General features: G+C 42.2%; 24 protein-coding genes. 4 read left to right on the top strand and 20 right to left on the bottom strand.

Features of this window, described 5'->3' with window-relative positions; all coding sequences use genetic code 11:
- The first annotated feature begins 2 nt into the window (after positions 1-2).
- Positions 3-851, top strand: a complete 849-nt coding sequence (locus PBT90_RS04765; RefSeq protein ID WP_270131836.1) for a prephenate dehydrogenase — start codon at positions 3-5, stop codon at positions 849-851.
- Positions 852-1,016: 165 nt separating this feature from the next.
- Positions 1,017-1,988, top strand: a complete 972-nt coding sequence (locus tag PBT90_RS04760; protein WP_264809253.1) for a Kelch repeat-containing protein — start codon at positions 1,017-1,019, stop codon at positions 1,986-1,988.
- A 153-nt stretch (positions 1,989-2,141) separates the two neighbouring features.
- On the opposite strand, the gene PBT90_RS04755 is transcribed toward PBT90_RS04760, so the two are convergent.
- The 18 genes from PBT90_RS04755 to PBT90_RS04670 all read right to left on the bottom strand — a co-directional run bounded on the left by PBT90_RS04755 (position 2,142) and on the right by PBT90_RS04670 (position 19,016).
- A complete protein-coding gene (locus tag PBT90_RS04755; RefSeq protein ID WP_264809252.1) occupies positions 2,142-3,530 on the bottom strand; it encodes a Gfo/Idh/MocA family protein in 1,389 nt (462 codons plus the stop codon).
- A gap of 287 nt (positions 3,531-3,817) precedes the next feature.
- Positions 3,818-4,858, bottom strand: coding sequence for a glycoside hydrolase family 113 (locus PBT90_RS04750; protein ID WP_264809251.1), 1,041 nt, complete (start codon positions 4,856-4,858; stop codon positions 3,818-3,820).
- Complete coding sequence (locus PBT90_RS04745; protein WP_264809250.1) at positions 4,855-6,072, bottom strand: bifunctional alpha/beta hydrolase/OsmC family protein; 1,218 nt, start codon at positions 6,070-6,072, stop codon at positions 4,855-4,857. The genes PBT90_RS04750 and PBT90_RS04745 overlap by 4 nt, the downstream gene beginning before the upstream one ends.
- Before the next feature lie 6 nt (positions 6,073-6,078).
- Positions 6,079-6,831, bottom strand: coding sequence for a DUF6503 family protein (locus PBT90_RS04740; RefSeq protein ID WP_264809249.1), 753 nt, complete (start codon positions 6,829-6,831; stop codon positions 6,079-6,081).
- A 31-nt stretch (positions 6,832-6,862) separates the two neighbouring features.
- Complete coding sequence (locus tag PBT90_RS04735) at positions 6,863-7,591, bottom strand: hypothetical protein (protein ID WP_264809248.1); 729 nt, start codon at positions 7,589-7,591, stop codon at positions 6,863-6,865.
- Positions 7,588-8,922 carry a glycosyltransferase 87 family protein gene (locus PBT90_RS04730; protein ID WP_264809247.1) on the bottom strand — a complete coding sequence of 445 codons (1,335 nt, stop codon included), beginning with the start codon at positions 8,920-8,922 and terminating at the stop codon, positions 7,588-7,590. Before PBT90_RS04730 ends, PBT90_RS04735 begins: the two co-directional genes overlap by 4 nt.
- Complete coding sequence (locus tag PBT90_RS04725) at positions 8,919-9,815, bottom strand: hypothetical protein (protein ID WP_264809246.1); 897 nt, start codon at positions 9,813-9,815, stop codon at positions 8,919-8,921. The genes PBT90_RS04730 and PBT90_RS04725 overlap by 4 nt, the downstream gene beginning before the upstream one ends.
- Positions 9,812-10,150: a HepT-like ribonuclease domain-containing protein gene (locus PBT90_RS04720; protein ID WP_264809245.1), complete on the bottom strand. Its 339-nt coding sequence runs from the start codon at positions 10,148-10,150 to the stop codon at positions 9,812-9,814. The genes PBT90_RS04725 and PBT90_RS04720 overlap by 4 nt, the downstream gene beginning before the upstream one ends.
- Positions 10,140-10,442, bottom strand: a complete 303-nt coding sequence (locus tag PBT90_RS04715) for a nucleotidyltransferase domain-containing protein (protein WP_264809243.1) — start codon at positions 10,440-10,442, stop codon at positions 10,140-10,142. Before PBT90_RS04715 ends, PBT90_RS04720 begins: the two co-directional genes overlap by 11 nt.
- Before the next feature lie 83 nt (positions 10,443-10,525).
- Positions 10,526-11,218: a glycosyltransferase family 2 protein gene (locus PBT90_RS04710; protein ID WP_270131829.1), complete on the bottom strand. Its 693-nt coding sequence runs from the start codon at positions 11,216-11,218 to the stop codon at positions 10,526-10,528.
- Between the two features lie 4 nt (positions 11,219-11,222).
- Entirely contained in the window at positions 11,223-12,689 is a 1,467-nt protein-coding gene (locus tag PBT90_RS04705) for a cellulose synthase family protein (RefSeq protein WP_270131827.1), read from the bottom strand.
- The gene (locus PBT90_RS04700; protein ID WP_264809240.1) at positions 12,690-14,234 is read right to left on the bottom strand and encodes a 4Fe-4S binding protein; all 1,545 of its coding nucleotides are present in this window, start codon (positions 14,232-14,234) and stop codon (positions 12,690-12,692) included.
- Positions 14,231-15,583, bottom strand: coding sequence for an NAD(P)/FAD-dependent oxidoreductase (locus tag PBT90_RS04695; protein WP_264809239.1), 1,353 nt, complete (start codon positions 15,581-15,583; stop codon positions 14,231-14,233). Before PBT90_RS04695 ends, PBT90_RS04700 begins: the two co-directional genes overlap by 4 nt.
- A gap of 51 nt (positions 15,584-15,634) precedes the next feature.
- Positions 15,635-16,399 carry a DUF547 domain-containing protein gene (locus PBT90_RS04690; protein WP_264809238.1) on the bottom strand — a complete coding sequence of 255 codons (765 nt, stop codon included), beginning with the start codon at positions 16,397-16,399 and terminating at the stop codon, positions 15,635-15,637.
- Between the two features lie 88 nt (positions 16,400-16,487).
- The gene (locus PBT90_RS04685; protein ID WP_264809237.1) at positions 16,488-16,997 is read right to left on the bottom strand and encodes a rhodanese-like domain-containing protein; all 510 of its coding nucleotides are present in this window, start codon (positions 16,995-16,997) and stop codon (positions 16,488-16,490) included.
- Positions 16,998-17,033: 36 nt separating this feature from the next.
- Positions 17,034-17,747 carry a Crp/Fnr family transcriptional regulator gene (locus PBT90_RS04680; RefSeq protein ID WP_264809236.1) on the bottom strand — a complete coding sequence of 238 codons (714 nt, stop codon included), beginning with the start codon at positions 17,745-17,747 and terminating at the stop codon, positions 17,034-17,036.
- Between the two features lie 62 nt (positions 17,748-17,809).
- Positions 17,810-18,283, bottom strand: a complete 474-nt coding sequence (locus PBT90_RS04675; protein ID WP_264809235.1) for a type I restriction enzyme HsdR N-terminal domain-containing protein — start codon at positions 18,281-18,283, stop codon at positions 17,810-17,812.
- 49 nt (positions 18,284-18,332) lie between these two features.
- Entirely contained in the window at positions 18,333-19,016 is a 684-nt protein-coding gene (locus tag PBT90_RS04670) for a ComEA family DNA-binding protein (RefSeq protein WP_264809234.1), read from the bottom strand.
- Positions 19,017-19,210: 194 nt separating this feature from the next.
- Between PBT90_RS04670 and hemA the strand changes: the two genes are divergently transcribed.
- Both hemA and PBT90_RS04660 read left to right on the top strand, forming a co-directional pair.
- On the top strand, positions 19,211-20,479 hold the full coding sequence (gene hemA, locus PBT90_RS04665; RefSeq protein WP_264811511.1) for a glutamyl-tRNA reductase: 1,269 nt from the start codon (positions 19,211-19,213) through the stop codon (positions 20,477-20,479).
- 83 nt (positions 20,480-20,562) lie between these two features.
- Positions 20,563-22,122 (top strand): WG repeat-containing protein, encoded by a 1,560-nt coding sequence (locus PBT90_RS04660; protein WP_264809233.1) that lies wholly within the window; start codon positions 20,563-20,565, stop codon positions 22,120-22,122.
- 12 nt (positions 22,123-22,134) lie between these two features.
- On the opposite strand, the gene floA is transcribed toward PBT90_RS04660, so the two are convergent.
- Positions 22,135-23,139 (bottom strand): flotillin-like protein FloA, encoded by a 1,005-nt coding sequence (floA, locus tag PBT90_RS04655; protein ID WP_264809232.1) that lies wholly within the window; start codon positions 23,137-23,139, stop codon positions 22,135-22,137.
- 6 nt (positions 23,140-23,145) lie between these two features.
- The gene (locus PBT90_RS04650; protein ID WP_264809231.1) at positions 23,146-23,604 is read right to left on the bottom strand and encodes an NfeD family protein; all 459 of its coding nucleotides are present in this window, start codon (positions 23,602-23,604) and stop codon (positions 23,146-23,148) included.
- Between the last annotated feature and the right edge of the window lie 82 nt (positions 23,605-23,686).

Here is a 23,686-nt window from a genome sequence, read left to right as displayed (position 1 = left end):
AAATGAAAAAATTACACATCATAGGTTTAGGGCTACTCGGGGGCTCATTTGCTTTGGCGGCTAAATCAAAATTCCCTGAAATCTCTATTTCTGGTACGGATGCAAGCGAAAAAAACCTCCAGGATGCATTAAATCTAGGTATCATTCAGGAAGCAAAGGATCAGCCTGATGCAGATGTAGATATCGTGATCCTGGCCACTCCAGCGGATACATTGGGAGATTTGCTATTGAAAACTCTGGATCAGGTCGGAGAAGAGACCTTAGTTTTTGACGTGGGTTCTACCAAAGCCAAGCTTTGCAAACTAGTGGCAGATCATCCCAAGAGAAAGCAATATCTGGCCGCGCACCCCATAGCCGGGACAGAATATTCCGGTCCCAAAGCAGCCTTCGCGGACTTACTCACCCGCAAAGTCCTGATCATTTGCGACTTAGAAAAAACAGACCTGCAGCTTAAAGAAAAAGCCTATGAACTTTTTGATGCCTTAAATATCAAATTGAGATTCATGGACCCGGAAGAGCATGACCGGCACCTGGCATTTGTATCACATTTGTCCCATGTTTCCTCTTTCATGCTAGGAAAAACTGTTTTGCAGAAGATGGAAGATGAAAAGAATATTTTTGATATGGCAGGTTCAGGTTTTGCTTCCACTGTGCGTTTGGCAAAATCAAGCCCTGCGATGTGGGCTCCCATTTTGACTGAAAACAAGGACAATATCCTTTCTGCCCTGGATGGCTACATATCAAATTTGACAGCATTCCGTGAGAAAATTGCTGCAAATGATGGGGCTGGATTGTCTGAGGAAATGACAGAAATCAACAAGATCAGGGAGATTTTGGATCTGGAAAAATGAGCTAATTCCAGCAATTACAATTTCACAACACCATTTGTAGCAATACAGGTGGTGTTTTTATTGTTTGTTGTACTCAAATTTTTTCTTGAGTCAAAAAAGCTAACTTAGGAAATCACATTTTAATGAATCCTTTGGCTTAACCCATACAAACCTAACTCCAAACCCATGAAACACCTCTTGATTTTTCTCTTCGCACTGAGTTTCACTGGTGCCATAGCCCAGTCAGATGATCACTGGACTACAGTGGATACGAAGAATGAACCCATGGCTAGGCATGAAAACTCCTTTGTGGAGTGCAACGGCAAATTCTACCTGCTAGGTGGACGAGGGATCAAACCCATAGAAGAGTACGACCCCAAAACCAAAACCTGGAAAACACTTGCAATGGCCCCCATGGAGTTCCATCATTTCCAGGCTATCTCTTTCAATAATGAAATCTATGTAATCGGGGCTTTAACTGGTGGATATCCCCACGAAACCCCGCTGAAAAATTTCCTCATCTTCAACCCAAAAACCAATACCTGGCGAGAAGGACCTGAAATACCAGAAAACCGAAGAAGGGGTTCAGCAGGTGTATTTACCCGTGGAGGTAAGATTTACATGGTCTGTGGCATAGTAGATGGACACTATGCTGACTTTGTTCCTTGGTTTGATGAATATGACCCGAAAACAGGCCAATGGACAGTACTCCCTGACGCTCCTCGGCCTAGAGATCATTTTGGGGCAGTACTGGTTCAAGACAAAGCCTATGCAGCCGGTGGCAGAACTTCTCATGCTGAGATCGGTAAGGTGTTGGACCTAGTGATTTCTGAGGTAGATTATTTCGACTTTAAAACAAATACTTGGCATACCGAAGATGCTGGTTTGCCTACCCCACGAGGAGGAACATCTTCTATTGCAAATGGGCCATACTTACTGGTCATGAATGGAGAAAGCACGGTACAAGAAGCCTCCCATGCTGAAGTAGAAGTCTTGGACACCAGAGATGGATCTTGGTCACGACTTCCTGACCTCAATCAAGGTAGGCATGGAACTGGTGTCATTTACTACAAAGGCAAATTATATGTAGCGGCAGGCAGTGCTAACAGAGGGGGTGGACCTGAGCTGAATGACATGGAAATGCTGAAGTGGAAATAGCTTGGTTCCGAAATATGGATTAGCCTATCTAGCAGATTTTCGAAGGCATAGTCCAGGTTGAAAAGAGGAAAAGCCCACTGATTTGATGATCAGCGGGCTTTTCCTGTTACTAAGCTATGATTTCAGAAACGAGAGCTGGAAATCAATATAAAATTATCCTCTAAGGGTGATAGGCACAGGTTTGTTTGTTTTCCAGTTTCCTCCTGTGAAATCCGGCACATCTATAGAGTTAGATCTATTGGCAACCGACCATTCGCTAAGCGGAGAAATAGCGCTCCACAGTGCCGCATCATACACATCCTGATCTAATGGCAGCCCATTTCTCAAGCAGTCAATCAATCTCCAATCCATCATGAAATCCATCCCTCCATGACCACCAACTTCCTTGGCTAGTGCTCCCACTTTTTGCACAATTTCCGGGGTATATTTTTTCTCTAATTCCTTCATTTCCTCCTCATCCATCCAGCCATGACCTTTGGCCACCTTCGGAGAAGGGTACTTTTGGGCGTAGCCTTCAGTACCACTTACCACATGAAGTCTGGAGTAAGGGCGCGGGGAAGACACATCATGCTGAATCATGATAGATTTACCATTCTTGGTTTTTACCATGGTGGTATTCATATTACCACGGAATTTCTTCTCGGCATACGAAGCATAGAAATTATCCTCCTTAGCCAATCTCGCTGCTTCCGCGTGCATAGAAAAATCGTCGGAGGAGGTAGAAGTCAGATAGTCCATCTGATCACCTCTATTCACATTTAGAATTTGACAGATCGGGCCTAGCCCATGTGTAGGATATAAGTTACCGTCTCTATAGTTTTCCTTTAGCCTCCACATATCCTGATAGCCATTTTCCTTATTGAAATTCAGGGATAGTAGATTATGGATATATGCGCCCTCCACATGAAGAACTTCACCAAAATACCCTTCACGGGCCATTTTCAACGTCATTAACTCAAAGAAATCATAGCAGCAATTCTCCAGCTGCATGCAATGCTTTTTAGTGCGCTCAGAGGTTTCCACTAGTTGCCAGCACTCCTCAAGCGTTCTTGCGATAGGAACCTCACAAGCCACATGCTTCCCAGCCTCCATTCCGTAAACAGACATTGGAGTATGCCATTCCCATGGAGTAGCGATATAGATCAGATCTAAATCATCCCTATCCATCATCTCTTTATAAGCGTAGGCATTGCCGGAGTATCCTTCAGGTCTATGACTGGTATCTTTTAAACTTTCCTTGGCCTTCTCTACCCGCTCCGGAATCAAATCACAAAGCGCCTTTATCTCCACACCCTCAACCTTACTCAAGCGATTTACAGCTCCTGGACCCCGCATGCCTAAACCTACTATGCCTACACGGACAGTATCGATTTTAGGAGCAGCAAACCCACTCATATTAAAAGTTTGAACTCTCTGCTTCCCTATCAATGCTTGCTTGGGAAGGCTTTCAAAGTCACTGGAAAAGGCACTTCCTGCTCCAAACAGTCCCAATCCCGCTAATCCTGTGGACTTTAGAAACTCTCTTCTTCGGTTATTCTTCATAATGCTTAAAGTCAATTGAATTAGCTAATTAATAAAAAAATTAAGGAAGTTCACCTGCCTTTAAAATAAAAAAACCGAAAGTATATACTTTCGGTTTCTTAGCGTTTTCAATCAACACCACTAATTCGCTATCAAATCAATGGATATTATCTGTCTATAAAGTTGAAAAAAATCGGTGAATAAATCAACTTCTCTTTTTAAAGGAAGGACTGTTTGGAATTGTCGGTGCAAAGGTAATTTATTTCAGCCTAGATCCACATGACATAAATCAAATAATGCACTGGCTTTCAGTTTGCTAAAAAATATTTCTTCATCATTTCTTCGGCTAGTTTTCCCTGCGGGGTAAAGTCAGGATTTCGGTGTCTCCCATCGGGATACCACTTCCAAAAGAACACCCCAGCCATCCAGGATTCTTTCCATGCGGTTTCAAAAAAAGATTCATAACAAAGTGCCTGCATTTCCTCAGAAAGCTCCGTTTCCTTACGTTCATTTGGCCAGACCCAAGGTTCCTTAGCGGCATCCACGGTATTGCAATAACCGATTTCCGTGAACATCACAGGCTTTTGGTAGTTTCGGACAACTTTTTCAATCCTAGATATATTCTTCTTCCAGCCAGATTTGAGGTCAGATAAATCAGGATTGGCTTTCGCAGAAAGTGGAAAATAAGCTTGGATACCTATGTAGTCTAGCGCATCCCAGAACTTGACATGCTCAAACTCTGTGAAATTGGCTGCATAAATCAGCTTACCAGAATACACCTTTCTAATCTCAGCAATAACATTCCTCCAGTCTTCTTCACGTTCTGAAGTCATTTCCAGCTCAGTACCAACGCACAGCATGGGGATTTGATGTTCCTCGGCCATCATCGCATAGTCCAGGATAAAACCCTGGTAATTCTCAAACCAAAGCTTCCAGTCCTCCTCATTCTTCATCTCAATCTCACCAGGCCAGCTTCCCCGCACCCAAAGATGCGGCTTGAGCATATTCATGATGCCATGACGGGCAGAAGAGTCAAAAGTCGCTTTGATACCCTGAGACGACTCTCCCCACCATTTATTCTCGTTATGGGTGTCCCAGCGGATTTCAGGAGAGTTCTTTTCACTTTGCCAGCCAAAAGGAGTTTGAGAAAGTGCATCAGCTCCAGTTGACTTTAAAGCTTCCAGTTCCGGTCCCAAAAGCGGTGATCTACTTCCTACCCAGCATACGCCTTTCCATTTTTCTTCCACTGTAATTGTAACCGGGTCTACCACAAGCAAAGCCCAGAGCCCAAACCCCAGAATTACCAAAACCGAACTCAGCAGATAACTTCTTGATCCAGCGTTTTTCATTTGGATAGCATAGTTTGGATGATGATCTCTTCCTGAAGTGTGCGGTGAACGGGACACTTATTGGATATCTCCAGTAATTTTTGTCTTTGCTCCGAATCCAGATCTCCTTCGATCTCTATGATTCTGGTGAATTGGCTGACCTTGGCTGATGGTTCTTCAGGATTTTCACTATCTGCCAAATGCACTTTTTCATGATTGAGAAAAACAGAAACCTGCTCCAGAGGCCACTTTTTACGCTCCGCGTACATCTTTAGCGTCATTGCGGTGCAGCTGCCCAGTGAAGCCATCAATAAATCATACGGATTTGGCCCCAAATCCTCCCCTCCTACACCTAAAGGCTCATCAGCAATCAAATGATGGTTTGGCGTCATTACTTCAGTAGTATATTTCTCTCCTGAGAGGCGAACAAAAACCTGATTACCTCTGGTATCATTTGGCTCTTTTGCCTTCTCTACCAGCACATAGCGCTTGCTCCAACTTCCGATCACCTCTGCGATGTACTCGCTATCCTGAGGATTTGAAATCAAATGAGTCGCGCCATCCAGCGATATAAAACTTTTCGGATGATGGGCCGCATTATAAATCTCCGCTGCATTGCTGACTTCAACAATTTCATCCTGCGGAGAATGCATAACCAAAAGTGACTTTCTTAGTTTTTTCAGAAAAGTAGCCAGGGGCTTTTGCTCCAGATCATCCACGAAACTCTTACTGATCTGAAATGGCCGACCGCCAATAGACACCTTAGCCACGCCTTTTTCTTCTATTTCCTCCACACTATCCTTGAATAAATGTCTCACATGTGAAGGCGTAGCAGGAGCTCCAATAGTCACTACCGCTTGTACATTTTCTAATTCCGCAGCTGCATATAAAACTGCAGCGCCTCCCAGGGAATGACCAATGAGCATTTTAGGCGTATCGTATTCCTTCTCTAAAAAAGCCGCCGCATCCAGCAAATCGCTTACGTTGCTGCTGAATGATGATTCGGCAAACTCTCCTTCACTCATGCCCAAGCCTGTAAAGTCAAAGCTTAGAGCCGCAATTCCGCTTTGTGATAAAGCTGAGCAAATCCGGGTTACTGCCGAGAAATTTTTGGAGCAGGTAAAGCAATGGGCAAAAAGCGCAAAAAACTTAGGCTTTTGATCCGCTGGCAAATACAAATGAGCCGCCAGTTCCAAGCTGCTTCTGTTCTCAAATGTCAGTCGTTTTGGGTTCATGTCAAGCTATTCGTCCAAGGGTTCAACTCTGATATTCTCAAGATTGATCTCTGAAAGTAACTCTAAATCACCGGATTCATATAGATTCTGCATCATTTCCACTGCCACAGTTTCATCTTGGGGCTTGAAGTTCAGATAGTTTTGAAACCGGATTCCACCTATTTCATTCACGGAGCTCACCTCCCTCATCCGGACTCCACCTCCATCGGTGTGATAACTATACGCCAAAAAATCCACATAGGAGTCCTCTTTGCCTATCCAGTACAAAAACTCATCGTCATAGTCCTCTCCACCTCCTTCTTCGGCAAAAGTCACTTTGATCAGATCATATTTTTCACCATTGATTTCTGTATCCCCAACTAAGGATTTGTAGACCGATGGGTCATTCAGACCGTAAGGGAGGTAGGCAAAATAGGCTACTGAATTCACCGATCGGGAATATTTACCTATCCACTCCTCCGACAAAGTATCGATTTTCACGCCATTCACTGTGCGGACAAAACCCTCATTATTCAATAAATCCCGGATGGCATTTCCTGTTGAATCCGAAAACTCTCGGATGTACTCAAAGCGATCTGGCGTTTTTAAAATGCTGTAATGAATATCCCTGAAGTCAAATTCAATTTGAGAACTTTCAAAAGCTTCACCACCATGTGCGGCTATAGCCTTGTCCACTAATTTTTCTGCTTCTGACCTGCTGTCGCAAGATGCAAGACCAATAAAGACAAAAAGAAAGCAGCAAGGAGTTAAAAACCTCATATTTCGTATAGTTAAAGTGATTGCCGGCTGTTTATTCATAGGTTACCTGGTAGTCGGAATACTGATATTCCGCTTGTAAAAAGAGCTTCCTCCCTACCTCATCTACCTTATAAACTTTTTGCTTATGCACTAAATTCAAGCCTGCAGCCTCCTGATAGGATACATTTTCAACCAAGCTGTTTTGATTTTCAGTGTGTTTTTCATACCCGATTATGCTTTTACTTTCGGGGTCAAAATAAAACCACCAAACATCCGAATCAGGTATAAAATAAACCCGGATAGCATCCACTGTTTGGCCATCTGACAGCACTTTTTGACCTTCAAAAGCAGGATGAACATTCTCATCCAATAGCCTCCAAGGTTGCCCAAAAGCACAAAAAGCTGCATGAATTTCCGCCCGTTTGGACTTCAGAAAACCCTGATTCTGGATTTCATTCTCGCCCATTTGATAGCTCATTTTGCTACCATTGAAATTGGCCACATGGGAAATGCTATCTTTTTCCCAAGACAACCTTCCTTCAAAATAGGGTTTGAGTCGAAACTCTACCCATTGCTCCATTTCAGATTCTACCGTTCCCTTTTCATCCAAAAATCGGGTGTGCTTTTTGAATTTGACAGCGGAAACTTTGTCCCAATTCCCATCTAGCTCATGCGCATCAATAGCTTGCAGGATATATTCCTGAGCCTGTTTTTCGGAATTTGCTTGGCAGGAGAAAATGAGAAATACTAAGGTGAAAATCGGTAGGTATCTGTAATTCATGAAATTGTTTTCAAATGTGTTTTCTGTCGAAAATAATCCCAATAAACTGCTAGTGCTAGTATGGAATATTCTAAGAAAAGGAAAATTGGGCTTTCTTGATAGTTTGGATCTCCATAAGCTTGGTACGAAAATATCACTGCGAAAGTCCAGATTAAGAAGGCTTTTTTAGAAGTAAATAGGCTCAAGCCAAAAGCAGGAATTAGATACCAAGGATGAACTACAGGATGCAGTGCTAGATAAATCAGGTAAATCAACCCCCAAAGATCTATCAACTGAAGTAGGTTTTGCGGTTTCTTTTTCCATGAAAAATAGAGAATCCCAAGCAAAGTGACTGCACTTAAAATTGGAGTAATTTCTCCAATGACATTATACCCTTTCACCCAGAATCCAACTTCCCGAAGTAAGTAATAGACCGATGCATTGAATTCAAATTTACCCTGGTAAAGCTTTAAGCTTTGGAGGAAATGAACCCAGGAGCTATCGATTAAAAGCCAGGCAAAGCTCAGAACTAGCGCAAGAGCAGATCCTATCCAAAAGACTGTTGATCTCCTGGTTTTCTGAAAGGAAAAAAACGTAGGTATTAGCATCAACGGCAGGAGTTTCATCCCCACCGACAATCCCCAAAACCCACCAGAAAGTAAATTTCTATTTTTACTCAGCGCATATAGAGAAGCTAGCAAAAGAAGAAGGACCAATCCCTCAAAGTGAAGATTACCAGTGATCTCCATAATCACCAAAGGATTCAGCCAGTAAAGGATAAGTCTTTTTTCCGGAAGCTGGAAATGGTCGAATAGCTTCAAAAGCAGAAAGAAAACCCCTATTTCCCCTAGTATTAAAATCACCCGTAAAATTAGAACTCCTGTTTTTGCATCAAGATTAGCTCCCCATGCGGCAAGATAGAAAATCGCCTGATTCAGAGGCGGATAAACCGAGAAGTACTGCGGTGAATTCATCGTTTCGAAAAGGCTATTCAAGTATGAATTTGCTCTTTCTGGGTTATTTTGAAGCAAACCTTCAGGAGTATCCAGGTATGGATTTTGGTTCATCCTCACCAATTCACCATCCCAAAGAAATCGTGGATAATCATCAGACCAGTTTGGGGTAGCAGGTAACAATACCAAACGAAAAAACAGACCTGCAATAAAAATCAAACTCCATTTTGGGGCTTTACCCAAATAATAAACAGCTGCCATTCCAGCGAAGAGCGAAGAAAACAGCATAAAGGTTAGCCAGAAATTTTCTCTTGGCACAAAGTAGCCTAAATAATAAAAACCTGCTGCCATTAGCAGTCCTAAAAACGGTATTAAAAGCCGATTAAGCTGCTTGCTCAAAGTCCCAAGCTTTTCCTGATCGACTCATCCTGAAGTCCATTTCTATTCCAATAATCCAGCATCTGCACATTGGTACGAACTGCGGAAGTCAGCTCCTCGGTACCATCTTCTTTGGTTAGGCTTTCTTCCCAGGACATGATTTCATAAGGAAAGGCATCCATGTATCTGATCAGCAATTTTCTGCCGATTTCCTGGTAAATCACTTCTACTTCAGCCTGGTTGGAGCCGGTTTTTCGCTTGGTGATCTTGGCACTTTCAGCTCCTAGCGGGTAATGGGTGAAGCGGTTGTAAATCAAACTTGGGATCAACTTCATGTAACCATCAGGCACCAGATCGGGATTGAGGCGAATCAGATTAAACAATTCATCCTCGGCCAAAGCTGATATCGTAACTTCCTGATCTCCCTCCGCTTCAAAATAAGAGAACAGCTTGGCTTGGTATTTATTATTTTTCCAGTTCATCTGCACAAAAGACTGTCCGCACCACTCGGTGACTGAAGCCACGATTTTCGGGGAATTCAGGTCATCATAAACCGGGGTAAATACCGAAAGCATGGTATTATAAGGGTAAACTCCCGTCACAAAATCCCGGGTCATGTTCAGTTTCATCACTTTCATCGCGCCCTTCCCAGCACCAGTAGGATCGTCCAGTTTCACTTGCTTTCTTTTCGAAAAATCCTCTGTCACAAAGATCATCACAGCATTGCCTTCCCGCTCCTCTCCATAGCGCATTTGCTTCAGATCAAATACATTGATTTCAGCCTTACCCTGATACCAGCGCGACGCAAACTGCTCCTCATTAATGGCTTTTCGGCCTGTAGGATTGCAGGAGGCCCATAAAACAATGGAAATCAACAGGCATGTGAATGCTATGTACTTTCGGAAAAGGATCATTTTAATGTAGCTGTTGTGTAACCTCTTTTTTTCAATTTTGGTAAATCCCGAATTACAATTGACCATATAATTTCTTCAGAAACAGTATCGTATCCATGAATTATTCGGTTTCGAGAGTCTACAATTTTTCGTGAGTTTTTGATGGGAAATTGAGAATCTATTTTTAGTATTCTTGAAACAGCCTCTCCAATTATTTCTATGTTCCTTTCGATAGCTCGCTTAGTTTTCAAATCCTTTTGAAAAGCAAAAAAGTCTTTTTTTTCAGGCATGAAACTTTCTATTTCTTCGATGGCTTTCAAAACATCCTCTAGCCAAGTTTTAATTTTACCTTCCATAAACCAGCACTTTGGACTGCTCTATTTCTTTTTTCAAAAATGAATTCTTCAAAGTTTTTAATTCAAGCAAATCAATAGGTCTTTTTAAGATTTTAGAGAGTTGGTCTTTCACTTCGAAATAGTAATCAGAATAATTCAATGGATCTTTTTCATCAATATCTATTATCAAATCAATATCACTATCTGAATTGAATTTATTCGTAGTGATAGAGCCAAATGCAAAAAGCGAAGCCACTTTGTTTGCTTCACATAGCTCTCTGATTTGATCAATATGTTTTGTCAACTCATTCATTACTGCCAATTTACGATTTTCATTCAATAAAGATTAGGCTACAAAATCTTGATACTTATGTCTTGCTACTAAAATCTAATTTCTCACCAATACTTAAAAATTGTATAAATAATCTTATATCCAGCTCCAAAAACTCCCTTAACTGTTCCACTGACTTTGGATATTCCTATTCGCTTGCGGTAATTCACAGGAACTTCAGTGTATCGGAGGCCAGCTTTGTGAGCTTTGATTTGCATCTCTATCGTCCAACCGAAGTTCTGATCGATCATATTCAAGTCCAATAACCTGCACCAAGCTATCGCTCTAAAAGGCCCTAAATCAGAGAATTTGGCTCCTTGCATGTACTTCATCATAGTCGTTGCCAACCAATTCCCAAAGACCTGAGGAAAAGTCATAGAACCGGATTCCCGCTCGCCCAAGGCTCTGGAACCAATAACCATATCGGCTTTATCATCCAAAATAGGCTGGATCAAATCCAACAATTCCTCGGGATAATCGCTGTAATCCCCATCTAAAAAGACCACAATATCAGGCTGAACCTCCTGCTTTTTGATCCAATCCATAGCAGTCAAGCAAGCTTTTCCATAGCCTTTCTGAGGTTCGAAAACCACCTTTGCCCCAGCGGCTTCAGCTACTTTTCCTGTGCTATCAGTAGAGTTGTTATTGGCAACTACGATGTTTCTAACTACAGCTGGAATATCTCCAATGACTTTTGGAATGGACTTTTCCTCATTGTAAGCAGGGATAATTACATCAATAATTGGAGGATTATGCATTAGACTATTTACCTAAACTGTAAGCTTTAAATGAAGAAAAGAAAACCAAGCCATACCCCACCGCAAGCATCAGGTGAAAAGGCAGCATCTCGAAAGTACCCCAATAAACATGAAGCCCAACCATGGCTGAAAACACGAGCATTAAGACTCCTTCCATCCAGGTTGTCGCTGGAATTTTGAATTTGATATATGGATTGCTTTCAAGGCCGGAACCTCCTTCCAGATTGAATTTTGGCGTTCGGATAAAAGGTGATTTTTTACCAGAAAGCCCTTCCCAAACCGCCTGAGCATTGTGCAAAGCCAAACCCATGGAAACTGAAAGAAAAAGCGGCAACATGTAAATTGCCTGGATCAGGCTTCTGAGAAAACTTCGCTTTTCGTAGAAATAAGCCACTAAATACACGCCAGCTATGATTACAAAACCTATCATAAATAGCCCGGCAATTCTAAACAAATTGTCTGAAATCATTCCTTGCATTCCTGCCCACCACACGCCAATACTGCTTAAACTCACCAGTAGAATTGCAATGAAAATGCTGCTATTGAACAAATGCGCCATTGCATGAAACTTAGTAGAAAGCGGGAAATTCTCCCCCAAAACTGCCCGAGCATGCTTTCCTGCACATTCTGCTCCGCCTTTAGTCCAGCGGAATTGCTGGGATTTCACGGCGGACATGATCGGTGGAAGTTCGGCAGGAGATTCTATTTCCGGTCTATAGACAAACTCCCAACCTTTGCGCTGCGCGCGGTAACTCAAATCCAAATCCTCAGTGAGCGTGTCGTCTTGCCAGTCTCCAGCATCAATGATGCAGGACTTCCGCCAAATACCACCCGTTCCATTGAAATTGATAAAGGCATGTTGGCTATTTCTTCCGATTTGCTCGATCAGAAAATGTGCGTCCAATGCAAAAGCTTGCAAGCGCGTCAGCAGGGAATAGTTTTTATTCAAATGTGTCCATCGCGTTTGCACCATTCCAACTTTTTCTGAAGAGAAATAAGGAATGGTCTTTTGTAAAAAATCCGGATCCGGAACAAAATCCGCATCGAAAATCGCAATGAATTCTCCGCTGGCTTTTGCCAAGCCTTCTTTCAAGGCTCCAGCTTTAAAGCCAGTTCGATCAATACGGTGAATGTATTTGAAATTTAGATTTGGGAACTCCTGGATTTTCTGCTGAATCAACTCAGCCGTCTGATCGGTGCTGTCATCTAAGACCTGGATTTCCAGCAAATCTGCCGGATAATTCATCTTGGCAACCGAGTCCAACAAGCGATCAACAACATACAGTTCATTGTAAACTGGAAGTTGAATAGTGACTTTTGGCCAGGCCTTCGGTACAGTATGAGCGACTTCACCCAATGACTTTTTGGCACCCAAAAACCTTAAAAGCAAATGCCCTTGAGCAAGGCTGTAAAGGAAAATAAACAGCATTCCCAGGGCATAAATCCCAATCAAAATATATAAGAAGATCATTTAAGCATTTATCTTGATGGAATCATTTCCAATGATTATTGGCATTTCATTGATTCGGTTTTCTGTAGAGCCATTTTCTAATTTCAGCACGCCACGAGGGCAAACAGAAGAACAAACTCCGCATCCCACACAACTTGCTCTTACGATTTCCTGACCCCGTTGCGCATACCAGCGAACATCAATTCCCATTTCGCAATGCGTAGAGCAATTCCCGCAGGAGATACACTGACCTCCATTGGTGGTGATTCTGAACCGGGACTTGAACCGTTGAACCAATCCCAAATAGGCAGCCAAAGGACATCCAAACCTACACCAAACCCGGTTGCCCATGAATGGATAAAAGCCCGTTCCGACTACGCCTGCGAAGACCGAACCAATCGCAAAACCATAGAACGAATGTAATTGGTTCGTAGCGTTCTCCAAAAGTGCGAAACCAGAAAAGTAATTAGCGATCGTCAACGCAGTCATCACCACAGCCAAAACCAATACACTATGAACAATCACGCGCTCATATTTCCAAGCTTTCAAAGATTTGTCAGAAAGTTGGCGGTAAGGGTCTCCAACTGTTTCAGCCAAACCTCCACAGCCGCAAACCCAGGAGCAGTACCATCTTTTCCCAAAGAAATAAGTAAAAGTAGGCACTCCGATCACGATCAATAAAATCCCCCAAATCAACATAAACATCCCTACTCCACCCGAACTCAAGAATGTCTCAATCTGATAATCATAGAAAAAATCATAATCAAGCGGCCAGATGTTTTTGAAATCAAAATAGGGTTGATTCAGCAAAACGAGTATTTCTGGGATCAAGAAAGCAAAGGCTGTTTGGAAGAACATCACAGAAGCCGTGCGAAGTTGTTGGTACTTATTGCCTCGGTACTTGCGGAACATTCGCACGCCCATCACGATGATTGCCAGCGTATAAATGGTCCCGTAAAGAAACCACTGACTTGCAGGATTGCCACTTAGGATCATGCTGAGTGGGGTTACCATCCAAACTTGATTTACTATGTATGCTGGAAACCAATACAATATGATGTAGAAAAGAATCAGATACGCCCCCGTAATCATTCCCATCCAACCCCGGTTTTTCATGGAAGAATGGAAAATTCCATTGTTTTTGACTCCTGCAGGCTCGTCCTGATGTTTTGGAAGATTATACATCAAACCACCTAGCACAGCAAGTCCGATGGACAAACCGAAGAAAAGCCAAGGATTGTCACGAACGGGACTGCTAAGTGAGCTCTGTGTAAGCGGAAAACTGTAATCATCCCAGATCACTTCATCCCATTTGGACTCCTCTTTTAACGCATCATTGTAGGCGCTGAAATTTTCGTTGAAAGCAGAAATAAAGGAAAAGTTTGAAGCGTAAGTTTCTCCATACATAGGCTTGAGAATTTCAGCCATTTTCTCTTGGTGAATATCCTTGGTATTCGCCAAAACCAACTCTTCTGAAAGTGTGTAATTGCCCAAAAAAGGCATCACTGTGAAGATCGCCAGTCCAATCAAAAACAACCCAACACCAATACTCTGGATAATCTTCATACGCTTGCTCCGAATAGTTTTTGGATAAATGTCTTCTTGGAAACTTTAATATCTCCTCCGAATTGACTCTTGAAAGCCTTTTGAATTTCTATGTAGTAAGGCGCAAAAAACTCGGGATCGAAGTTGGCTTTGTCCAGTTTGGAAATCACTTTGGAACCATCCCACTTTTCTTTGATGGCCTGATCAAAAAACTCATGTCTCAGGCGAAAACCAAAATTATTCACGCCAAGAATCTTTCCTTCCAGATCCATGAGCATGCGAAAAGCCACTTCTCCACCAGAATGCTCCCAGTAAAAGGATTTGACGTTTTCGGTATCCCACTTAGCTGGAACTGTCCCGTAAGTCTGATATTCTATGTCCAGGAACTTGGCTGAATTAAACCAAACCCCAGGTTTGTAAGTGACTTTTTTACCTGATAAAATGTATCCCAAAGTCTCGCCATGCATTCTGCCCGTGTACCACACCTGCTCGACTTGTTTGCGGTCGGAAGCTGGAGCCTCATGAAATTCCGCACAGTCCCCAATGGCATACACATTTGGAATATTTGTCTGAAAACCGAAATCTACCTTCACTCCACGATTGACTTCCAGTTCTGTATTTCTGAGAAAATCTATATTTGGAGTTACTCCGGCAGTGAGCCCAACAAATTGACATTGTATTTCTTCTCCCGACTTGGTTCGGATAGCTTTTACTCGGGCATTTGGATCGGAGATGATTTCTTCCAATTCCTCATTTAGCCTTAAGTCAATGTGGTGCTCGCGCATGTGTCGGCCAACTAGCTCAGACTCTTCTTTCGGAAGTATATTACTCCAAAAGCCAGCTTCTCTAACTAAAAATGTGACAGGTATTTTTTTATAAGCCAGCATCTCTGCCATCTCAATCCCAATTAATCCTCCACCAACGATCACAGCTCGCTGCACATCTCTGGTATTCTCTTCCATCAGCTCCAAATCCTGCTTGGAATACAAACCTTGTACACCTTGCAGATCTTCTCCCGGCCAACCAAATTTATTAGGCTTGGATCCTGTGGCAATCACAAGATCATCGTAACTCATATATTCACCCGATTGGAAAAGCAGATTTTTGACAGAGAAGTCAACTTTTTTAACCCAATCCTCTTTCAGTTCGATCCTATTTTTCTCCCAAAACCAATTCTCATAAGGCTGAGTGTGCTCAAATTTCATATGCCCCATGAACACATACATCAGGGCAGTTCTGGAAAAAAAATATTTTGACTCTCCTGAAATCACGGTAATCCTGACCGAATCATCGAGTTTTCTCAGCTGTCGAGCACAGGTAATTCCTGCTATTCCATTGCCGATAATGACTACATGGCGATTTGAACTCATTGGGTGGGGGTTGAAATAAGACTCAAATTGAAATTTACCAAAAACTTGGTTCTATTCGTTCAGATTCCAATCATAATCCAAATGTGACACTTTAGCATCGGACTTAATTTTAACCTTGCTATACTTATTCAAAAAGTCAATTAGACTTCCATTCTTCGTAAAATCACCTTTAAACCAGGAGAAAATTGAAGAAATCTGAATTGAGTTTGGAGTGATTTTATTTCTGGAAGAGTCATTGATAAAGCTCTTGGCAACCTTATTCAATTGTGACTCAATAGTAGCCGCTTCGAAAGCCTCATTCAACAAAGGCGGGCAGGAAACGGAAGCACAATTGATCGCAAAATGGATTCTCGGCTCTTCAAATTCCTTTCTCAAAATGGAATGCTCAATCTCATCTAAGCTAGATTCCTGACCGCCAATTTTGAAAAACTTGTAGTGCCAAACATCCTTGATCAATGGGATTTTCAATTTTGGACCCAAGTCCTTGATACTTTCCACAGGATAATTATCAACGATTAATTTCACCGTAAAGGCGTTATACGCATTAATCCAATAAGCGAGCTGCTCGTCTTTTGACCAAGTTTTTCTATCTGGAGCATTTTCGCTTAAACTTTTCAAGTAGGATTCCAACTTCGCTTTTTGCTTGATGAATCCTTTGTAATTCACAGTCCCATCGGCACTTACATTTGCTTTGAGCAATTCATTCCAAGACTTATGGCTTGGTGGAGTGGTGCCCGCCATTCCGGGAACCGAACTTTGGCAACTAAAAAGTATGATGCTAAAAAAGAGAAGAATATGGGTTTTAATAGTTTTCATGAGAAAGTGTTTTGAACTGATTTACGATCAGTAGCCAAGTAAAGATGTAGAGAAATAAGGTTTGGTCGGGTGCGAGACCAAAATTCGGTTAATAAACCTTTTCTCCCTTGGTCAGCCAGATGCCCCAAGAACGGGAATAGGTGTGAACTTGATTGGTCAGAGAGTCTCCGTGATAAATCGGCTTTTCCTCATTGGCCCATTCTATCAGGCCGCCGTATAGGTTGTAAACCTTTTTAAAACCTTCCTCTTTTAACTTTTTTCCGATTTCCTGTGATCTGGCTCCTACCGTGCAATAAACCAAAACCGGTTGATTCTTATCCAACTCTGCTACATTTTCCATAGAAAAAGTATCGTAGCCGGCCCAAATCGCATGCTGCAAATGACTGACTTCAAATTCTTCCTTTTCCCGGGTATCCACCACTTGATAGCTACTCAAGTCTGTGAGTTCAGCAGGTTTTAAAACTGGAAATTCAGAATCATATAAGGTGGCCAATAGCGCCTTGTAGGCTACAGATTGCGCCTGAACCTGATTTTCAAAGATGAAAAGTAGAAGAAAGAAAAAAAGGTAAAGTTGAATTTTTTTTGAGGCCTGTCTCATGCTTTTCTAAACTCCCTTAAAGAAACTATGTTCGGTTTAAGCATAAAAATCTGACAGCTTTACCAGGCCCTTTTTATCGAGAATTACAATCTTTTTCCCTTTTAACTCAATGAGTTTGTCTTTTTTGAACTCAGAAAGAAGGCGGATGACAGATTCCGTAGCCGTACCAATCAAGCTGGCAATTTCCTCCCGGCTGAGAACCAAGTCAATCTGCTGATGATCTCCTCCATCCAGGCCATAGGAATTAGCCAATTGCAAAAGTAGGTAAGCCAGTCGCTCCCGGATGCTTTTTTGCGAAGCATCGACCAGTTTCTCTTCCATCACCCCTATTTCATGAGAAAGTGCTTTGGTCAGTCTTTTAAAAAACGGCCCGTTACTGACCAATGCTTTCAAGAAAGTCTCCTTTGGGATAAAGCAGATCTTGGCGTTTTCGATCACCATGGCCGAGTTCGTATAATTCTCTTCTCCCAGCAGTGCAGAGTAACCCAACAAGTCCCCTTTTTTGGCCAGATGGATAATTTGCTCCTTCCCGTTAGAGGCAGTTTTGAAAATTTTAATCACCCCGGAATTCACACAGAAAACACCTAGTGGTTTTGCTTTCTCATAATAAAGCATCTGCCCCTTACGATGCGAAATCATGTTTTTGTTGTCAGAAATGTTGCAAGCTTGCTCTTCAGTAAGATCCGCCAGCATAGAGAGTTTTCTGCTACTGCACAGATCGCAAGGGTGATTTGATGGGATTTTTGACATTTGATTTGGGACTTTTTTTCGGGCTTAATGAGACCTTTATTCTCAAATTTACAACACTTCGACTAAATAGGCGGTTCAGGAAATGATTTCTCCTGGGTAAATTTTTCTACTTTGGGATCAAAACTGAGACAGATATGCTGCAGGCCATTGCTGATGATCAAAAAGGGAGATTTCAACTCCTTGTGATACATGCAAGCCTGTTCTATGGTCTTTTGGGTCAGTTTCACCTTTGGCGCCTTACATTCAATCAATAAATAGGGTTTGCCATTTTTGTCCCATACCACCAGATCGGTACGCTTCAGGAGTTGATTGTACATCAGGCCTTTCTCGAGGGCAAATAGGCCTTTGGGAAATTTCAACTGAATGCTGAGGAAATTGATCCAATGCTGTCTCACCCACTCTTCAGGGGTCAGGACCAATTGTTTTTTGCGAAGCGTATCGAAGATCCATAGCTTGCCATCTTTCTTCAGAAGCTGAGGTTCGAAATGCGGTAAATTGAGCTGGGGTAATTGTATCTGATCCAGATTGGAATCCATGGATCAAAGATGGGGAAAATCAGGGATTTGGAAAATGGGTATTTCAATTCTATTGAAAGTCCAGATAAGGACTGATTTTGGCAATCCATTCCGACCTAAAAATTTTTATTTCCTGCAGATCATCCACAGATCTATAATTCCCATGTTGGGTTCTGTAAGCAATTAAAACCTTAGCTTCAGAATAACTGATATAGGGATGCTTCGCCAGTTCGCCCACTTCTACCTCATTGATTTGAATCTTTCTGAAAACCTGAGGAGAAAAATCAAAAAACTCCCACACTCCATCAGCCGTCTCAGGTTTGATACCATATACTTCATAGAGCTGGTTCTTATGATGCAAGCCACCAAGGCTTTCTCTGAATTTGACTATTCGGCTGGCAGTTGCCGGACCTACGCCCGGCACTATCTGAAGCGTGACAGAGTCTGCTTCTGAGAAGGGAATTCGGATCAGGTTCTCAGACTGCTGGTTAGTCTGCTTATTTTCCACAGTATCTTGGGGATTAAAAACAGGGCCCGGGGAACCAATTAGGTCAAAACCTGCTTTCTGAATACTGTCAAGTTGAGTCTGGTATTGTATGTGAAAATCGCGTGATCGGGCACTAGAAATCAGTCCCAAGACTTCTGGAATCAGTACCAGCATTAGTAAGGCTGGAATTAGCAGCACAAAACCTTGGGTTTCTTTTCTGGAAAAGCCCAGGTACGTCTTCATCCAATAAAAAAATCTGGTTTTCATAGATACCTAAAAAAGTGATAGATATTACCAATAGCTAATAAGTTAATACAATTGGACTTAGAAGTCAATAAACACGAAATTGCAGGGATTTCAAACATAGTTATTTAGACAGATTACAAATTACATGATCAGTCCCTTAAATAGCGACTCCCCTTGACATAGTGTGTTAAATTTGCAGTCCAAGCTTCTACATGATGCAGATCAAATTCAGAGCAATCAGTTTATCCCATAAAAATGCCCCTGTACAAATCAGAGAAATAATTTCTCTAGATGAAAAGGACGTGCATGCTATTCTGTTGAAACTCAAGGATTTTTTCAACTTGACAGATGCACTAATCCTTTCTACTTGTAATAGGACAGAGGTATATTATACCCATGAGGAAGATATCAGTACGGAGATCATCAAAATGATCGGACTGGAAAAAGGAATCATGGATATGGATAGTCATCTTGATTATTTCGAGGTTTTCCATGAGGATAAGCCTGCAATCAAGCATCTTTTCCGGGTAGCCATGGGCTTGGAGGCCCAGGTTGTCGGCGATATACAGATTTCTAATCAGGTAAAGCGAGCCTATCAAGCTGCCGCAGACTTGGATATGGCTGGGCCATTCTTGCATAGACTTATGCACACGATCTTTTTCACCAATAAAAGGATCGTTCAAGAAACTGCCTTCAGAGATGGCGCCGCGTCACTTTCTTATGCAGCGATAGAATTGATAGAAGGACTGACCTCCAACACCTATCAACCTAGAATTTTGCTCATAGGGGTAGGTGAGATAGGTGCAGATGTAGCCAAAAACATGGTCCATCTCCCTGATGCCCAAGTAAAAATCACCAATAGAACCCTGGCAAAAGCAGAGGAGATAGCAGCTCCATTAGGCTTCGAAGTAGTTCCTTTTGAAAATTGTCAGGAGGCTATGAAAGAGGCCGATGTCATAGTATGCTCCATTCAGCGTTCTGAGCCTTTCATTACCAAGGAATTGATCAATCAGTTTGACATCAACAGCTATAAGTTGCTAGTGGACCTATCGGTACCGCGAAGTATAGAGACCAGTGTAGAGGATCTTCCTGGTGTAGTCTTATATAACGTGGACAATATTCGCAGCAAGGCATCTGACACCCTGGAAAAAAGACTGGCTTCAGTCCCGAAAGTAGAGCAAATCATAGCTGAAAGCCTGGAAGAATTTCATGGCTGGAAAAAAGAGATGATGGTCTCTCCTACTATCAACAAACTCAAGCAATCCCTCGAGCAGATCCGCCAGGAAGAAATGGCGAGATTTATGAAAAATGCTGATGAAAAAGAGTTTGCCGTAATCGATAAGATTACCAAAAGCATGATGCAAAAAATTCTCAAAGTACCAGTGGTGCAGCTACGTGCAGCGTGTCAGCGCGATCAGGCAGAAGAAATGATTGAGATGATATCTGACCTATTTAACCTTGATCGCATCAAGAGCCAAAAATAAGTACATTCTAACTACATTTATGGACCAAAGGCTTACACCAAACCTTTGGTCTTTTTATGTTTGCCCGAAAAAAAACGAAATAGATGAATAAAACTTTTACGCTGATCTTAAGCTTTTTACTGCTTTCCTTTACCAGCTTGATGGCCCAATCATGGGAGGTGTACGACACCAAATTGCAGTTACAATCCAGACTAATGTATAAGGAAATTGAACTGCTGAGTGAAACGGTCAGAATAGGTAAAACGGATTCAGTCATATATCTTCTATCAGCAGATCTGAAGCCTGCTGTTTCCCTGGAGGGGGATGAGATCTATCAGTATTTGGCTCCTTGGATTTTGGTGAGTGGAAAAGACGGAATCGGGGCTTTTCACGAGTACGGACAGAAAGTTCTACCCCTGGAATATGAATCCATAGACACATATTTCAATTTACTTTTGGCCCGAAAAGGAAATGAATACTGGCTCTTTGAAAGAGGTTATAACAAAACTACTTACTTGGGCGAGTTGGATGAGGCAAAAATCACCAAGACCGGCTTGATCTATGCCAAACGAGGAGGTGAATATTTCCTACCAATTTCGTCCAATCCGAATATGACCTTTCAGCTTCTCCAGGATCATGGAGGGGATTACCTTTTGGCCAAAGAGGAAAGTGGTTTTGGACTCATCAATCGGGAAGGTGAGTATGTACTGGAGCCCATTATTGACTCCTTACAGCATACCAAAGGAAACTTTTACTACGGGTATGACCAAGACCAATACTTGTTGATAGAAGGAAATGACATCAAATCGAACATCCGGTACAATTCATTCCACCGAATCACTTTTGAAAATGATATCATGCTGGAATATATCCATGGCAAACTACGAAGGGTCATGGAAGAAGACGGTATTCTTCTAGATGCTGTGGGAATGACTGCCGTTGATAAAATAGGCCAAGATCTTTACAACGTATATTTCAGAGATGACAAAGTAGGTTTGCTTGGAAAAAATGGCTGGCTGGTCAAACCTACCACAGCAGCTCAATCTATCAGTGCAGGAGGCGAAGGATTCTTCCCGGCATTCAAGGATGGAAATACCGGCTTTTTAAATTCTGAGGGAATGTGGGCCATAGAGCCAAAATATATCGAGGTTTCCTCGTTTGCCGAAGGCATCGCTGGGTTTAAATCCGGCAGCAACTGGGGGCTGATCAACTCCAACGGAGAACAAATATCTGATGCCAACTGGCAAGAGATCAAACCTTTTCAACAAGGATTTGCTATCGCAAAAGCTAACAATGAATTTTTCCTGATCAACTCATTTGGCAGGCCTGTAAACAGTACTGGATACGATCATATTTCAAGAACTGCGGAAGGTTTTTTTCTGATAGAAAAGGCTGGAAAAATCGGAATGCTAGATAGCAAAGGGGAAGCTTTGGTCCCGGCAGAGTTCGAAAGTCTGCGCAGGGAGCGGAAAGATTTTATCATCGCCCAAAAAGATGGAAAGACCGGGATTATCAATGAAGCTGGAGATTTAGTACTGCCCCTAGCTTATGATGAAGTTTTAGTGGATTGGGCCACCAATCAAATTTTCACCAAAACGAAGTTTGTACCTGTGGTCATTCAAACTGTAGAGGAATCTGGAAAGAAAAAAAGAAAAGGGGCCTGAGCCCCTTTTTCTTTATTTATCACTTTTCCCTTTCCCAGAGTCTTTCGATTCATCTGACTTGGCAATGGACTCTCGCATAGAAGTGTCTGATTGGATATTTTCCATTTTGTAATAGTCCATCACACCAAGTCTGCCAGATCGGAAAGCTTCTGCCAAAGCCTTGGGAACCTCTGCCTCGGCTTCTACCACTTTGGCCCGCATTTCTACATTTCTGGCTCTCATTTCCTGTTCTAAGGCTACCGCCATGGCTCTTCGTTCCTCAGCTTTTGCTTCTGCTACTTTCAAGTCTGCAGAGGCTTGGTCGATCTGTAATTTAGCGCCGATGTTTGTCCCCACATCTATATCCGCAATATCAATGGATAGAATTTCGAAAGCAGTTCCTGCATCCAGGCCTCTCTGCAGCACCAATTTTGAGATTTTATCTGGATTCTCTAGTACACTTTTGTGATTGGAAGCCGAACCAATAGAGGTCACTATACCCTCCCCTACTCGAGCCAGGATGGTTTCTTCTCCTGCACCGCCGACTAGCTGCGCAATATTGGCACGTACCGTCACTCTGGCTTTGGCGACCAACTGAATTCCGTCTGCAGCAACAGCAGCTACATTTGGGGTATTGATCACCTTGGGGTTTACTGATATCTGTACTGCTTCAAACACGTCCCTACCTGCCAAATCAATCGCTGTAGCTTGTTTGAAGGATAGGTTAATATTGGCTTTATCTGCGGAAATCAATGCACGGATTACGTTGGGAACATTTCCACCAGCTAAATAGTGAGTTTCCAAATCCCCGGTATTGAGTTCCAGTCCAGCTTTAGTGGCCGTGATCAGTGAGTTGACAATAATTCCTGGAGGTACTTTTCTAAAACGCATTCCTACTAACTCTAGCAACCCCACTCGGACATTGGAGAAAATCGCTGTAATCCAGAGACCTACAGGCACAAAATATAAAAAGATAAATAAAACTACGATTGCAGCTACCGCCGCAATCAAAATAAACATTGAACTAGATGGATCCATAAAAGGCTATTTAACTATGACTTTATTGTTTTCTATTTTAATAATACTGACACTTTTACCTACTTCTATAAAACCGCTCTCACTTTTCACCTCAAATACCTGATCTTCGAATGTAGCTTTGCCAAATGGCTTAATGTCTGAAATGGCTACCCCAGGCATACCAATAGCCAAGCCTGCTGTCCTCCCGTCAAAGGCTCCTCCTTCTAACTTAGATTTCAGCGAAAACCGATTCCAAACCCCAGAAGTAAATCCGTACCATATCACAGCTACATTGCAGAGTGCGGTACCTCCCGCTATCCACATAGCAGTAGTGAAATCAAAAGATAGGTAAGCGTAATAAACTCCTACTAAACTGACCAACAACCCTATAATCCCCACTACGGTAGTTCCTGGAAGCAAGAAAACTTCGATCAAAAACAGGACTAGCCCGATGATCAAAAGGCTGGACAAAATGAAAATGGTCATGGCACTGGGGAGTTTTAATATCCTAAAATACAAGTTTCCTGATTACTAAAACCCCTATACTAAAAAAACCCGGAAAATACCG

The sequence above is a fragment of the Algoriphagus sp. TR-M9 genome (assembly GCF_027594545.1).
In the GTDB taxonomy this organism is placed as follows: Bacteria; Bacteroidota; Bacteroidia; order Cytophagales; family Cyclobacteriaceae; genus Algoriphagus; species Algoriphagus halophytocola.
This window is presented reverse-complemented; position numbering and strand designations above follow the sequence as displayed.

Bases quoted from the DNA above. Each gene is read 5' to 3' on its own strand.
- PBT90_RS04765 (WP_270131836.1), top strand. From the start codon at position 3: ATGAAAAAATTACACATCATAGGTTTAGGGCTACTCGGGGGCTCATTT.
- PBT90_RS04760 (WP_264809253.1), top strand. From the start codon at position 1,017: ATGAAACACCTCTTGATTTTTCTCTTCGCACTGAGTTTCACTGGTGCC.
- PBT90_RS04755 (WP_264809252.1), bottom strand. From the start codon at position 3,530: ATGAAGAATAACCGAAGAAGAGAGTTTCTAAAGTCCACAGGATTAGCG.
- PBT90_RS04750 (WP_264809251.1), bottom strand. From the start codon at position 4,858: ATGAAAAACGCTGGATCAAGAAGTTATCTGCTGAGTTCGGTTTTGGTA.
- PBT90_RS04745 (WP_264809250.1), bottom strand. From the start codon at position 6,072: ATGAACCCAAAACGACTGACATTTGAGAACAGAAGCAGCTTGGAACTG.
- PBT90_RS04740 (WP_264809249.1), bottom strand. From the start codon at position 6,831: ATGAGGTTTTTAACTCCTTGCTGCTTTCTTTTTGTCTTTATTGGTCTT.
- PBT90_RS04735 (WP_264809248.1), bottom strand. From the start codon at position 7,591: ATGAATTACAGATACCTACCGATTTTCACCTTAGTATTTCTCATTTTC.
- PBT90_RS04725 (WP_264809246.1), bottom strand. From the start codon at position 9,815: ATGATCCTTTTCCGAAAGTACATAGCATTCACATGCCTGTTGATTTCC.
- PBT90_RS04720 (WP_264809245.1), bottom strand. From the start codon at position 10,150: ATGGAAGGTAAAATTAAAACTTGGCTAGAGGATGTTTTGAAAGCCATC.
- PBT90_RS04715 (WP_264809243.1), bottom strand. From the start codon at position 10,442: ATGAATGAGTTGACAAAACATATTGATCAAATCAGAGAGCTATGTGAA.
- PBT90_RS04710 (WP_270131829.1), bottom strand. From the start codon at position 11,218: ATGCATAATCCTCCAATTATTGATGTAATTATCCCTGCTTACAATGAG.
- PBT90_RS04705 (WP_270131827.1), bottom strand. From the start codon at position 12,689: ATGATCTTCTTATATATTTTGATTGGGATTTATGCCCTGGGAATGCTG.
- PBT90_RS04700 (WP_264809240.1), bottom strand. From the start codon at position 14,234: ATGAAGATTATCCAGAGTATTGGTGTTGGGTTGTTTTTGATTGGACTG.
- PBT90_RS04695 (WP_264809239.1), bottom strand. From the start codon at position 15,583: ATGAGTTCAAATCGCCATGTAGTCATTATCGGCAATGGAATAGCAGGA.
- PBT90_RS04690 (WP_264809238.1), bottom strand. From the start codon at position 16,399: ATGAAAACTATTAAAACCCATATTCTTCTCTTTTTTAGCATCATACTT.
- PBT90_RS04685 (WP_264809237.1), bottom strand. From the start codon at position 16,997: ATGAGACAGGCCTCAAAAAAAATTCAACTTTACCTTTTTTTCTTTCTT.
- PBT90_RS04680 (WP_264809236.1), bottom strand. From the start codon at position 17,747: ATGTCAAAAATCCCATCAAATCACCCTTGCGATCTGTGCAGTAGCAGA.
- PBT90_RS04675 (WP_264809235.1), bottom strand. From the start codon at position 18,283: ATGGATTCCAATCTGGATCAGATACAATTACCCCAGCTCAATTTACCG.
- PBT90_RS04670 (WP_264809234.1), bottom strand. From the start codon at position 19,016: ATGAAAACCAGATTTTTTTATTGGATGAAGACGTACCTGGGCTTTTCC.
- hemA (WP_264811511.1), top strand. From the start codon at position 19,211: ATGCAGATCAAATTCAGAGCAATCAGTTTATCCCATAAAAATGCCCCT.
- PBT90_RS04660 (WP_264809233.1), top strand. From the start codon at position 20,563: ATGAATAAAACTTTTACGCTGATCTTAAGCTTTTTACTGCTTTCCTTT.
- floA (WP_264809232.1), bottom strand. From the start codon at position 23,139: ATGGATCCATCTAGTTCAATGTTTATTTTGATTGCGGCGGTAGCTGCA.
- PBT90_RS04650 (WP_264809231.1), bottom strand. From the start codon at position 23,604: ATGACCATTTTCATTTTGTCCAGCCTTTTGATCATCGGGCTAGTCCTG.